General features: G+C 39.1%; 11 protein-coding genes. 7 read left to right on the top strand and 4 right to left on the bottom strand.

All coding sequences use genetic code 11. The features are described from left to right. Positions 1–79 precede the first annotated feature (79 nt). Together AC056_RS00280 and AC056_RS00275 are read left to right on the top strand one after the other, a co-directional pair. The gene (locus AC056_RS00280; RefSeq protein ID WP_077162391.1) at positions 80–1,522 is read left to right on the top strand and encodes a protein adenylyltransferase SelO; all 1,443 of its coding nucleotides are present in this window, start codon (positions 80–82) and stop codon (positions 1,520–1,522) included. A gap of 64 nt (positions 1,523–1,586) precedes the next feature. Beyond that, the gene (locus AC056_RS00275; RefSeq protein WP_077162390.1) at positions 1,587–2,168 is read left to right on the top strand and encodes a L,D-transpeptidase family protein; all 582 of its coding nucleotides are present in this window, start codon (positions 1,587–1,589) and stop codon (positions 2,166–2,168) included. Positions 2,169–2,238: 70 nt separating this feature from the next. Here AC056_RS00275 and AC056_RS00270 read toward each other — a convergent pair whose 3' ends face one another. Both AC056_RS00270 and baeS read right to left on the bottom strand, forming a co-directional pair. Next, positions 2,239–2,925 (bottom strand): response regulator, encoded by a 687-nt coding sequence (locus AC056_RS00270; RefSeq protein WP_019457495.1) that lies wholly within the window; start codon positions 2,923–2,925, stop codon positions 2,239–2,241. A 19-nt stretch (positions 2,926–2,944) separates the two neighbouring features. Beyond that, positions 2,945–4,606: a sensor histidine kinase efflux regulator BaeS gene (baeS, locus tag AC056_RS00265; protein ID WP_019457494.1), complete on the bottom strand. Its 1,662-nt coding sequence runs from the start codon at positions 4,604–4,606 to the stop codon at positions 2,945–2,947. Between the two features lie 132 nt (positions 4,607–4,738). Here baeS and AC056_RS00260 point away from each other — a divergent pair, with 132 nt between their 5' ends. The 4 genes from AC056_RS00260 (at position 4,739) to AC056_RS00245 (ending at position 9,763) form a co-directional block, all read left to right on the top strand. Further along, positions 4,739–5,116, top strand: a complete 378-nt coding sequence (locus AC056_RS00260) for a hypothetical protein (protein ID WP_077162389.1) — start codon at positions 4,739–4,741, stop codon at positions 5,114–5,116. 293 nt (positions 5,117–5,409) lie between these two features. Continuing rightward, complete coding sequence (locus AC056_RS00255; protein ID WP_004705687.1) at positions 5,410–7,212, top strand: acyl-CoA dehydrogenase C-terminal domain-containing protein; 1,803 nt, start codon at positions 5,410–5,412, stop codon at positions 7,210–7,212. 167 nt (positions 7,213–7,379) lie between these two features. After that, the gene (locus AC056_RS00250) at positions 7,380–9,161 is read left to right on the top strand and encodes an acyl-CoA dehydrogenase C-terminal domain-containing protein (RefSeq protein WP_004705686.1); all 1,782 of its coding nucleotides are present in this window, start codon (positions 7,380–7,382) and stop codon (positions 9,159–9,161) included. Positions 9,162–9,280: 119 nt separating this feature from the next. Next, positions 9,281–9,763, top strand: coding sequence for a phosphate-starvation-inducible protein PsiE (locus AC056_RS00245; protein WP_004705685.1), 483 nt, complete (start codon positions 9,281–9,283; stop codon positions 9,761–9,763). 47 nt (positions 9,764–9,810) lie between these two features. Here AC056_RS00245 and AC056_RS00240 read toward each other — a convergent pair whose 3' ends face one another. Beyond that, positions 9,811–10,173, bottom strand: coding sequence for an RcnB family protein (locus AC056_RS00240; protein ID WP_019457489.1), 363 nt, complete (start codon positions 10,171–10,173; stop codon positions 9,811–9,813). A 163-nt stretch (positions 10,174–10,336) separates the two neighbouring features. Here AC056_RS00240 and AC056_RS00235 point away from each other — a divergent pair, with 163 nt between their 5' ends. Then, the gene (locus tag AC056_RS00235; RefSeq protein ID WP_004705683.1) at positions 10,337–10,783 is read left to right on the top strand and encodes a hypothetical protein; all 447 of its coding nucleotides are present in this window, start codon (positions 10,337–10,339) and stop codon (positions 10,781–10,783) included. Between the two features lie 272 nt (positions 10,784–11,055). On the opposite strand, the gene AC056_RS00230 is transcribed toward AC056_RS00235, so the two are convergent. Next, complete coding sequence (locus tag AC056_RS00230) at positions 11,056–12,519, bottom strand: phospholipase D family protein (protein ID WP_039253098.1); 1,464 nt, start codon at positions 12,517–12,519, stop codon at positions 11,056–11,058. Between the last annotated feature and the right edge of the window lie 35 nt (positions 12,520–12,554).

Here is a 12,554-nt window from a genome sequence, read left to right as displayed (position 1 = left end):
ATGCTTTGCAGGCGCTATTTTTTTGGCTGGTTTTTAACTATGGTATAGTGAAGTTCGCCTCAAATATTTAGTCCAGTCTATGCACTTTAATCCGCTTTATTCATCACTCAATCCTAAGCTTTTTCATATACAGCAGCCCACTCCTCTTCGTGGTGCGAAAGCTGGACACTTCAATTTAGCTTTAGCCGAAGAACTACAATGGACGGATGAAGAAAAAGAGGCATGGGTAGAAATTTGCAGTGGTCAACGGACTTTCTCAGAGTTTCCACCTTTAGCAATGGTTTATGCAGGCCATCAATTTGGGCAATGGGCAGGTCAGCTAGGCGACGGACGTGGTTTACTCATTGGACAAATTCTGAATAAAAATGGCCAAACCATCGATTTACATTTGAAGGGTGCTGGCCCTACCCCTTATTCACGTATGGGAGATGGTCGAGCAGTTTTACGCTCTGTTATTCGTGAATATTTAGCAGGTCATGCATTAAATGCTCTAGGAGTCACTTCGAGTCATGCAGTAGGTTTTACAAGCTCTGCTCAAGGTGTACAGCGTGAAAAACTAGAACCGGGCGCAATGCTGCTTAGAACCTCTGAATGTCATATTCGTTTAGGGCACTTTGAATGGATCAATCAATATGCACCTGAGTTATTAACAGAGTTCACTCAAAAATGTATTGAATGGCACTATCCAGAATGCCAAAAAGAAGAACAGCCTATTTTAGCTTTTGCTAAAGCTGTGATTAGAAATACAGCCATCATGATTGCCAAATGGCAGCTGGTCGGTTTTGCTCATGGCGTAATGAATACTGACAACTTAAATATTACGGGCTCTACACTCGATTTTGGTCCATATGGTTTTATGGAACGTTTCCGCCCAAATTGGATTAACAACCATTCCGATTATCAAGGGCGCTATACCTATCAAAACCAGCCAAGTATTGCACACTGGAATTTATGGACTTGGTTAAATAATCTAGTTCCACTTGCTGAACCTGAACAAAAAGAGCAATTCAAAGAAGAGTTAGCTGCTTGCTTAGAAGGGTTTGAGCCTACCTTTATTGAGTACTACACCACTGGATTGTGTCAAAAAATGGGACTTCCTCATTTCCATAAAGATAGCCTTGATTGTTGTTTTGCTTTTTTAAGAATCTTACAAACCGAGCAGCTAGATTACACTCAAAGTTTTATTAGACTGCAAAATAAAGAGTATAAGGCTCTACGTGATGATTGCCTCGATATTCGACAGTTTGACGAATTCCTTAGCCAATATGAAAATATCCGTGAACATCAAGATACAGATGAACTTGATGCAAACATGCAACATGCAAATCCAGTTTATATTTTACGTAATCATATGGCACAGCGAGCGATTGAAGCAGCGGAGCGAGATGATTTTAGTGAGGTAGACCGTTTGTTTAAACTACTCAATCATCCTTATACAAGACAGCCAGACTTGGAAAAACCAGAAGATTTAGGCCCTTTACCAAGCGATGTGCCTGATGTAGCGGTGAGCTGTTCGTCTTAATATTAAAAAACTAAAACTCTCTTAAGTCGCTTAAGAGAGTTTCTTAAACATCAAAGAATAATATATGAAAATTAGACCTATCATTATTTGTACACTTCTATTCATTCCACTTGGAATTGCTTTTTATAAGTATGAAAAATATTTACCTACTTTTGTCTCTTCTCATAAAGAACTCACAAGTAATGAGATATCTCACCTTATAAAGACAAAACCTGTAACCTCAATTGAAGTGTTTAAAAATCAACGCATACTTCTACTTAAAAGTGATCAGGAAGTAATTCGTCGTTACCCTATTCGCTTAGGCTTTAACCCTGAAGGCCATAAAAACTTTGAAAATGACGGTAAAACACCTGAAGGTGTTTATTCTATAGACTGGCGCAATCCCAAAAGTGCTTTCTATAAATCATTGCATATTTCCTATCCCGATACGAAAGATATTGCTTATGCTAAGCAGCATAATCAGTCGGCAGGTGGGAATATCATGATCCATGGATCTGCCCCAAAGTCCTTTTTATGGATACCTTTTAGTTCAAGTTATATGCCACACAAAGATTGGACTTTAGGTTGTATCGCGGTTAGAAATATAGATATAGATGAAATTTGGCAATTAGTCCCTAATCATACCAAGATTATAATTTATCCATAATCTTTGAAAACTATCCACATTTTCTGTGGATAACATTGTGGTTATCCACAGAATAACTTTTCTGAACAGTTTACTCTTCTGGATACTCGAAGCGGTAACCAACGCCATAAACAGCTTGAATCCATTCATGACGGTTACCAGTTTCAGCTGCTTCACTAATTTTTCGGCGCAAGTTTTTGATATGGCTATCAATAACTCGGTCAGCAACATCAAAGCTGTCTGGATTGATATGGTCTAATAATTGCGCACGTGAATAAACTTGTCCGACATGTTCTAAAAATAGCTCAAGTAGGCGAAATTCTGTCGGCGTTAAACTTAACGACTTTTGTTGATACCAAATTCTTTGCTGAGCTTTATCAATACGGAACGAATCATTTTGTTCAGGCTCGGCCTTACGCTCTAAACGACGTAAAACGGCCTGTACACGTGCAACTAACTCTTTTGGACTAAATGGCTTACAAACGTAATCATCAGCACCCATATTGAGACCTAAAACTCGATCAATTTCTTCAGTACGTGCAGTCACCATAATAATCGGTAAATCTGACTGTTCACGTACTTTACGGCAAATCGTTAAACCATCCATTCTTGGAACCATTAAGTCCAGAATCATTAAATTAGGTTTCCGTTGTTGAAAGCTCGTGTAAGCATCTTGACCATCATGAAACATACTTACTTCAAAACCAGCAGCTTCAAGATAATCACGTACCAGATGCGCTAACTCAACTTCATCCTCAACCAACATTACATGCTTCATGGGCCATTTTTCCTTTTATTTAACTCTGCTTTTTAAAGGTAAGTACACAGCGTAAACCACCCAACGGAGAGTGTTCAAAACTTAGTGTACCACCAAGCGCTTGCGCAATTTTACAAGATAAAGCCAAGCCTAATCCTGTTCCACCTGTACTACGCGTACGCGAATCATCTACTCGATAAAAACGCTCACCTAAACGTAATAGTTGCTCATCACTTAAACCAAACGGGCTATCATCAACATACAAAGTCCACTCTTGAGCAGTTTGACTTGTATGAATATGAATTTTGCCACCTGTTTCTGTGTAACGAATACTATTACTAATTAAATTAACAATAATTTGTTTAAAGCGATCACGATCTAACAGTAAAGATACCCCTTCACCTTCAACCTTAATTTCCAGATTTGCTTGCTCAAGTTTAGGTCTAAAGTTTTCAACTTCTTGTAATACAACATCCCACGGATTCACTGAACCTAAGTAACATTTAAGTTGCTGAGCATCAGCCTGTGCTAGATCTGCTAGGTCTTGAGTAAGTTTCTTTAAGCTTGAAACTTGTCTCATCATGGCATCGAGATGTTCAGGAGTTGCCTTTCGAATACCATCTTGCATTGCTTCGATTTGCGCTTGCAATACAGCCAACGGTGTTTTCAACTCGTGAGACGTATCTGCGACCCATTGACGGCGTGATTCTTCATGTTGATGTAAAATCTCGGCTAAATGGTTCAATTGAGTTGATAAATCACCAAGTTCATCATTTCGTTTAATCACTACTTGATGTTGGTAATTACCTTTGGTTAACTCCTTTGTTGCATTTAATAAACGTTGAATTGGCTTTTTAAAATAAGTTGCCATTAAAAGTGCTGCAACTAAACTCGATAGTAAAGTTAAAGCATAAATTAAAAGTAAATAACGCTTTTGATTACTAAAGAAATTAATACTTAAAGCATCTTCTTTATCTAGAACTGGTTTTAGTCCTAAGTACCCTACCACCTGATCATTTACCATAATAGGACGGTAAGACATTTGATCTGAAGATGGAGGTTCACCAACTACAAATTGATGTTTGGCATCATATAAAGATAAACGAGAACTTAAGCCTAGACGGTCAGGTAAGGCAATAAAGCGCTTTTTGCCATTTTGTGTCTCAATATCTTTAAGACTTCCTTTTTTTGAAGTACCTTTTTTATCATCACGCGGACGGAATTGGTTTGCGCTTAATGGAAATTTTAAGCCTTCAAATGGTTGATATTCAGAAGGTAAGTTCTTTTCAAGTGTGCGTAGCTCTTCATCACTAAAAATAGAATTTTTATTTGCTGTCGCTCCATCTGGAGAAACATTAATGAGCGTGTGTTCATCGAACGAATGCTGCTGAATCGCAATATCATATTGGCGTCTTAACCACCACTGCGAAAGACGGTCATAATCGTCTGGCGCTGCCGTTCCTTCAATTTGTAAGATTTGTGCCTGAATTGCATTTCCCCAATCATGATAAACGCTATACACATTTCCTAGATTGGTCATGAGCCTATCTAGCTTTTGCATTTCAACATCGGCCACATATTTGGCAAAGTTCTTTTGCATCGTCCAGTGCAGAACACTCAAACTTGCGGTTGCAATTAACAATGTAGTCAGCAAGACTGTTAAAAATAGCCGCAATGCAATTGGAACACGTAGTACGTTCAAAAGTACTCTCTCATTTTTACCCTATATTTTTCATTGTAACTAACAACCAAAAGAAAAACTCTCCATTGTTTCTTCATCTTTATTATCTAATCTTTAAGGTATGTGGAAACAAACATTAAAAGGGCTTTAGATATGAAAATGACTGCTAAAATCGCATTATTCAGTGCAGCAATTGTAACTATGGGTAGTTTGGCTGCGTGTCAATCAATGAATCAACCTCCTAAACCAGAACATGGCATGATGCAAGATGGTCCACGAGATGGTCATCACCGTATGAAGCACCGTGAATTTACCCCTGAACAAAAAGCAGCGTGGGAGCAGCACCGCGCAGAGCGTCAAGCTCGTTTTGAACAGATTCAAAAAGCATGTGAAGGTAAAGCAAATGGTCAAGCTGTAAATGTTCAAGTTGGAGATAGAACACTTGAAGGTACTTGTAACTTACGTTTTGAACCAAAGCGCCCTCAACCACCAGTTAATGCCCCTACTCCAGCAGCAGTTCAAGCAAAATAAAGCTTAAAGCAATAAAGTAAAAGGCGCTTCTAAGCGTCTTTTTTTATGTACACAACTATTTACGATTTTGACTATTTTGTCTCATCTAAACTTCACTAAAAGTGTTTACACTCAAAGCACTTACATAGTTCAAGTATTTTTTTCTTGACTTTGCAGTCACAAAGTAAAGGCCCCGAGGTGCTTGTACAGTTATGCAAGTTGTTGCACGATGTAATGGTTCAAGGTGCCTCTTATGGCACATTATCGTAGATTAGGATTATAACTCTGGTTTCACCAGTATTGAGGAACCCGATATGCCACAATACAAAGCGCCCTTACGTGATATGCAATTCGTTTTGCATGAATTATTAAATGCAGAAGAGCACTATGCAAAATTACCTGATTTCCAAGGTAACGTAAGCCGTGAATTGGTTGATCAATATTTAGAAGCTGCGGCAGACTTCTGTGAAAATGAACTTTCTCCTTTAAACCAAGTTGGCGACCGCGAAGGTTGTACTTGGAATGATGGTGTAGTCACTACTCCAACAGGATTTAAAGAAGCTTATCAAAAATATATTGAACTTGGCTTCCCGTCTTTATCAGCAGAAGAACAATACGGCGGTCAAGGTCTACCTAACTCTTTAGGTATCGCAATTTCAGAAATGGTTGGTAGCTCTAACTGGGCATGGGGTATGTACCCAGGCTTATCTCACGGAGCAGTACGTACATTAGAACATCATGGTTCTGATGAACAAAAAAATACTTACTTGCCTAACCTTGTTTCTGGTGTTTGGACAGGTACGATGTGCTTAACTGAATCTCATGCAGGTTCAGACTTAGGTATTATCCGTACTAAAGCAGAACCAAATGCAGATGGTAGCTATGCAATTTCTGGCGAGAAAATCTTTATCTCTGCTGGTGAACATGACATGGCTGACAACATCATCCATATCGTTCTTGCTCGCCTTCCAGGTGCACCAAAAGGTACTAAAGGTATTTCGTTATTCATCGTTCCTAAATTCCATGTAAATGCAGATGGAACTGTGGGCGAGCGTAACGCAGTGCGTTGTGGTTCTATCGAACACAAAATGGGTATTCATGGTAACGCAACTTGTGTGATTAACTTTGACCAAGCTAAAGGTTACTTGATTGGACCTGAAAACCGTGGCCTGAACTGTATGTTCACTTTCATGAACACAGCACGTATTGGTACTGCTGTTCAAGGTTTAGCAGCGTCTGAGTCATCTTTCCAAGGTGCTTTAACTTACGCGAAAGATCGTTTAGCAATGCGTTCACTTTCTGGTCCTAAAGCTCCAGAAAAAGAAGCAGATCCAATTATTGTTCACCCTGCTGTTCGCAACATGCTTTTAACTCAAAAAGCATTTGCTGAAGGCGGTCGTGCACTTGTTTACTTACTCGCTCAATATGCAGATATCGTTGAAAAAGGCGAAACTGAGGAAGAGCGTAAGTTTGCTGACAACATCTTGTCTTTATTGACTCCAATTGCAAAGGCTTTCTTAACTGAAACAGGTTCTGAGTCTGCTAAGCATGGTGTTCAAGTCTTCGGTGGTCATGGCTTTATTTCTGAGCATGGCATGGAGCAAATCGTACGTGATACACGTATTGCCTGCTTGTATGAAGGTACAACTGAAATTCAAGCACTAGACTTGTTAGGCCGTAAAGTTTTACAAACTCAAGGTGCAATGCTTCGTGATTTCACTAAGATTGTTCATAAGTTTGTAGAAGCAAATAAAGACAATGCTGCCATGAAAGAATTTGTTGAGCCACTTGCTGCGCTTAACAAAGAATGGGGCGATCTCACTATGCAAATCGGTATGCGTGCAATGCAAAATCCGGATGAAGTGGGTGCTGCTGCTGTAGATTACCTATACTTCGCTGGTTACGTGACTTTAGGTTATCTATGGGCTCGTATGGCGCTTGTAGCACAAGAGAAATTGGCAGAAGGTACAACTGACGTTGATTTCTACAACGCGAAAGTTACCACTGCTCGCTTCTACTTCAAGAAAATCTTGCCACGCGTACGTTCTCATGTAGACGTGATTGCTGGTGGTCTAGACCCATTGATGTCATTAGATGCTGAACATTTCGCTTTCTAACCATAGTTAGTTGCGATATGCAATGTTAAAAACTAAAAAAGGACTGCTCAGTTTTGACGGTCCTTTTTTTATAAAATCAGTGATAAATTTAGACTTTAAATTCAATATCCATTTCGTTTTACAGGATATCTAGCACAGGTCGATGTGCATAAAAAAGGTGAACGATTATGCCAATTTACAATGCTCCTTTAGCTGATATGAAATTCATCTTAAATGATGTATTTAAAGCAGAACAATTTTGGCAGTCTAATGAGAAACTCGCTCATGTAGATGCTGCAACTGCTGAAGCAATTTTAGAAGAAATGGCTAAATTTGCTCAGAACGTGACTCATCCATTAAACCGTACTGGTGATGAAGAAGGCGCTCGCTACGAAAACGGCGAAGTCTTTACTCCTGCTGGCTTTAAAGATGCATTTCGTCAATATGCAGAAGGTGGCTGGATTGGCTTAGGCGCAGACGAAGAATGGGGCGGTCAAGGCATGCCAAAAATGCTGACCGTTCTTGCCGATGAAATGTTATTTGCGACAAACCCATCTTTCATGCTCTACCCGCTTCTTTCAGTGGGTGCTGGTATGGCTTTAAGTAGCTATGCATCTCAAGAACAAAAAGAAACTTATTTACCTAAGATTTATTCAGGTGAATGGTCAGGTACCATGTGTTTGACTGAACCACATGCAGGTACTGATTTAGGTATTATTAAAACTAAAGCAGAACGTAACGAAGACGGTACTTATAACATTACTGGTACTAAAATTTTCATTACAGGCGGTGATAACGATTTAGCAGAAAATATCATTCACTTGGTACTTGCTAAAACTCCAGATGCTCCTGCTGGTTCACGTGGTATCTCACTATTTATTGTTCCGAAATACCTAGTAAATGAAGATGGCTCGTTAGGTGACCGTAACCATGTTGGCCCAGGTTCTATTGAACATAAAATGGGGATCAAAGCATCTGCTACTTGTGTAATGAACTTTGATGGCGCAAAAGGTTACCTCGTTGGTAAAGAAAACGAAGGGCTTGCTGCAATGTTCGTGATGATGAACTACGAACGTTTATCAATGGGTATTCAAGGCTTAGGCGCTTCTGAGTTTGCTTATCAAAATGCTGCTCAATATGCGACTGACCGTTTACAAGGTCGTAGTGCTGCAGGCGTTCAATCACCAAATAAACCTGCTGACAGCATTTTAGTACATGGTGATGTACGTCGTATGCTACTTAACGTACGTGCCAACAACGAAGCTTCTCGTGCATTTGCTGTTTATGTAGGTCAACAACTCGATATCACTAAGTTCTCAACTGATGCAGAAGCGGTGAAAAAAGCCAATAATCGCGTTGCGCTTTTAACACCAATTGCAAAAGCTTACCTCACAGATACAGCATTCCAAGCAACTTTAGATGCTCAGATGGTATTTGGTGGTCACGGTTATATTCGTGAATGGGGTATGGAACAATGTATTCGTGATCTTCGTATTGCTCAAATCTACGAAGGTACTAACGGCGTTCAATCTCAAGATTTAATTGGTCGTAAAACTATTAAATGTGGCGGCGCATTCATTGCTGAATACATCACTGAGATTCGTGACTTTGCAAATGACCTAGACACAGATCTGAACTTCATTAAAGATGCAACATTAGATGCTGCAACTGAAATTGAAGCGATTACTCAGTTTATTATTGAGCAAGCTGCTGAAAACGTAGACTTCCCAAATGCTGCTGCTGTTGATTATTTACATGCAGTGGGCTTACTCAGCTTCGCTTATATGTTTGCAAAAATTTCTGCTGCAGCTAAAGATAAGTCTGGTGATTTCTACCAAAACAAACTTGCTTTAGCTCAATACTTTGTTGAACGTATCTTGCCAGATATTGATGCACGTATTGCTAAAATTAAAGCGGGTGCTGACTTAATTATGGGCTTTAGTGAAGATTACTTTACCAACCAAGCATAATTAAATTTTTCATAAAAAACGCCTGATTACTCAGGCGTTTTTTATTTTGTATTTACTATTTCTATTGGCATAAAATTTGTTTATTTTCTAGGCATACACATATCAAAAAAGATTTTACTATGCCTGATCCTAAAAAGTTTGAAAGAACACTCGACCGATTTGGACACTATGCTGTTGAAGCTTTTCATTATTTGGCTTTATTCATTATCGGCTGTATGGTGGCATGGTCAGCGGCACATACTGTTTTTGAAATTTTAACTATCAAAAAATATGCATCAATTGATGATATTTTACTATTATTTATCTACCTAGAACTTGGCGCAATGGTTGGAATTTACTTTAAAACCAATCACATGCCTGTACGCTTTCTTATTTATGTCGCAATTACAGCCTTAACCCGCCTACTCATTTCCGATATTCAACATGACCATAAAGCGGATATCGATCAAGTCATTATTACTGGTTCAATTTTAATTTTAGCGATTTCAATTTTAGTAGTTCGTTTTGCTTCATGGAATTATCCATCGGTCATGAAAGAAAAGCATTCAAAGACCCCAGTCTCACTCAAAACTCCTCAGCCACAAGATGATGAATTAGCATAAAAAAAGGCCTCGATACTGAGGCCTTTTTAATATTCTATATTTTACACTTAACGCACACGATAAACTTGGTGATGTGAATCAACTAATAAATATTGATTCGGCGTTTTCACCCAGTGATACCCACGTGGTGGCTCATATAAACGATGTGCGCGCCAGTCTGAAACAAAGTAACGGTGATCACGGTATTCTACAGGAATACGCTCCCCTCGCTTGACTACGACATATTCACCACCACGGTTTGCTTTGACCCAACCCGGTCCTCTATGTTCATCGCGATGGTCGTAACGTTGATCATAATGTCGATTATCGTTGCCGTGATAATTATCCCAGCGATTATTTGAATCCGCCATCGCAGTAGCAGATATACCCAACATTAAAGTTGAAAGTACAAGAACGATTGGCTTTTTCATGGTGCATCCTTTTTGTCTTGATATAGAGCTAGATTAAAAGAGAGTCAAGGAGAAACCATGAATAAAACAGGCTTGATTGATATTGTTTGTAATGACTATAAAGAAAATATGAAGAATCTGTATCTATGCTACCATTAGCATTTTCCAAGCTAGGTCAATTGCTGTGTCTGAAATCAGTTTTGAACGTCTTCATCAATTTTTCTGCAAAGTTCCAAGTGTACAAGAAGCCCGTATTATGGCGCATGGAGCAGATGGCGAACACGCTTGGTGGTTTAAGTTCAGTATTGATGTAGAACACCCACTTGCATGGCAAACCGTACAAGAACTCGGCCATGTTTTAAATTATCTCTCGACAAATGAACGCCTACCAACATTATTCTTTCCTGTTTCACCACCACCTTATATGAATGGTGAAGCCAAAGATTTTTTATCGTGGATTATTCAGTGTAATCACCCTGAGTTTAATCCGGATGTGGTTTGTGATTGGCTTGAGGCGCGTTTACCAAATCCGGTAGATGATGAATCTCAATGGAAAATTAAGACTGATTTGAGTGAAATAGAAAAGTTAGATGATAAGGCTTTAGATCAATTGATTCCGCCAGCGCCTTAAATCGGACTTATGGAACAGCCTTTACTTACAGTGATGTTCTAATATGTTTTGTATAGGCTAATGCCTCACTTTTGAAAGGTCAAAAGTGACAAAAACCTTTGTTCCACTGATGTTGCTTCCCTGCAACACAGTGGAACGGCGACATCCATGTCGCCAATCACCTTGCCAATTCTGTACAAAATCACGGCAACGAATAAGTTCCAAGTATAGAACCAAACTAAGCAAGACTCCGTAGTGAACATATCACTTCAACGTTTATATAAAAAATAGAATTAGAAAGTCGATAACCCTGACCATTCCATAAAGCGATAAATCCAATATTTCACTTTAGACTCGTCGGCATACTTCGCGTAATCGACACTCATCTGTTTCCCCTGCAAGTTTGACCATGAAGTATTGAAGTAATCCTGAGCATCTTTAAAAACTTGATCTTGAGCTTTGCCTATAACCAATATATCCGTTTCAAGGTTGTAATTTTTTAAATTACGAGCAGTGAAATTGGCAGAACCTACAATCAACTCAGCTTGCTGGTTGTTATATTTCACAATCATTTTGCTATGATTCTGCTCACCATGCGTGTCACACCAACGGATTGGAATGCCTGCAGCATGTAACTCTGAAGCAACCTGACGGTTTGGAATACCATTCTTTTGTCTTCCAAATGCATCTTTATTTGGATCAAGTAAAACACGAACAATCACACCTCGTGCTTGAGCATTTTTTAGAGCTTGAATAATCTTACGTTCAGACAAATAAAACATACTTAAATCAATATGCTCTTTCGGTTTAGCCGAGTTAATTAATTTCAGCACAGATTCATAGATCGCACCTTCCGTTAACACTTGAACTTGAGGCTTGGTTATATCTTTTTCAAAGTCACCTAAAATCAGTGAGGGTGAACTACTTCCAGACATTTGTGCAACAGCAGCCTCTGTCTGGAGAACATCAGAAGCCGTGGCTCCCGTTACCACCAACGCAACATTAGAGTGTCTAGAACTACCATCGTGTGGATTTGCTGACGTAACCAATGATTTCCAGCCAGCATCGGTATCAACAACTAATGTTTTACGGTGATTGGCTTTAAAATTAAATAAGTTCAGATAACTTCGTAACGTAATTTTTTCATTACCAAATGGGTTAGGTAACCAGCCCTTTTCAGGGTTATTTCCAACACTCTGACAACAGATATACCAAAACCCTGACCAAAGTGGATTAGATGCACGTAAAGGGATCAGATTCGTTTCGATAACATCAACCCCAGCTTGACGTAACTGACGATAATGCTCAGGGCCTAAACCACCATAAACCGAGTTAATGGGGTCAGTAATTAGTACAATTTGAATTTGACGGTTTTGTCTTTTCTTACTCACTAATGCATCGGTTAACTCTTGCATCAATGGTCTTTGCTTTATTTTTGAATCCCCCACCTCTGAATTGAATAAGAACATATCGACCACAATAGTAGTCTTTGCCTCATCAATCATTTTCAAGATTTCATCGAAAATATGCTGATCAAGTTTCTGTTGACCATTGGCATCCAGATAGGTTTTATCTGCTAAAAATTTGACATCGGCATGTCTAAGCTTGCCACTAAAGTTAATGCCCTGTGGTAATGGTTTTACTGTGTGGTAAATTGCCGATGCAACATATGCTATAGCAACAACGCAAAGTAATACCGCCATATAACGACGCCCTGACCAATTTATTTTTTGATGAATTCGCTGAAAAATACGCATAAAAAAGACCTAACTTGATCATTTCAAATTAGGTC

This window comes from Acinetobacter genomosp. 33YU, from assembly GCF_001990725.1.
Taxonomy (GTDB): Bacteria; Pseudomonadota; Gammaproteobacteria; order Pseudomonadales; family Moraxellaceae; genus Acinetobacter; species Acinetobacter seifertii.
The sequence above is the reverse complement of the archived record's forward strand: the minus strand, read 5'-3'. Positions and strand labels throughout refer to the sequence as shown.

What these genes read in the sequence shown, in the direction of transcription:
- AC056_RS00280 (WP_077162391.1), top strand. Translation starts at nt 80, where the DNA reads ATGCACTTTAATCCGCTTTATTCATCACTCAATCCTAAGCTTTTTCAT.
- AC056_RS00275 (WP_077162390.1), top strand. Translation starts at nt 1,587, where the DNA reads ATGAAAATTAGACCTATCATTATTTGTACACTTCTATTCATTCCACTT.
- AC056_RS00270 (WP_019457495.1), bottom strand. Translation starts at nt 2,925, where the DNA reads ATGAAGCATGTAATGTTGGTTGAGGATGAAGTTGAGTTAGCGCATCTG.
- AC056_RS00260 (WP_077162389.1), top strand. Translation starts at nt 4,739, where the DNA reads ATGAAAATGACTGCTAAAATCGCATTATTCAGTGCAGCAATTGTAACT.
- AC056_RS00255 (WP_004705687.1), top strand. Translation starts at nt 5,410, where the DNA reads ATGCCACAATACAAAGCGCCCTTACGTGATATGCAATTCGTTTTGCAT.
- AC056_RS00250 (WP_004705686.1), top strand. Translation starts at nt 7,380, where the DNA reads ATGCCAATTTACAATGCTCCTTTAGCTGATATGAAATTCATCTTAAAT.
- AC056_RS00245 (WP_004705685.1), top strand. Translation starts at nt 9,281, where the DNA reads ATGCCTGATCCTAAAAAGTTTGAAAGAACACTCGACCGATTTGGACAC.
- AC056_RS00240 (WP_019457489.1), bottom strand. Translation starts at nt 10,173, where the DNA reads ATGAAAAAGCCAATCGTTCTTGTACTTTCAACTTTAATGTTGGGTATA.
- AC056_RS00230 (WP_039253098.1), bottom strand. Translation starts at nt 12,519, where the DNA reads ATGCGTATTTTTCAGCGAATTCATCAAAAAATAAATTGGTCAGGGCGT.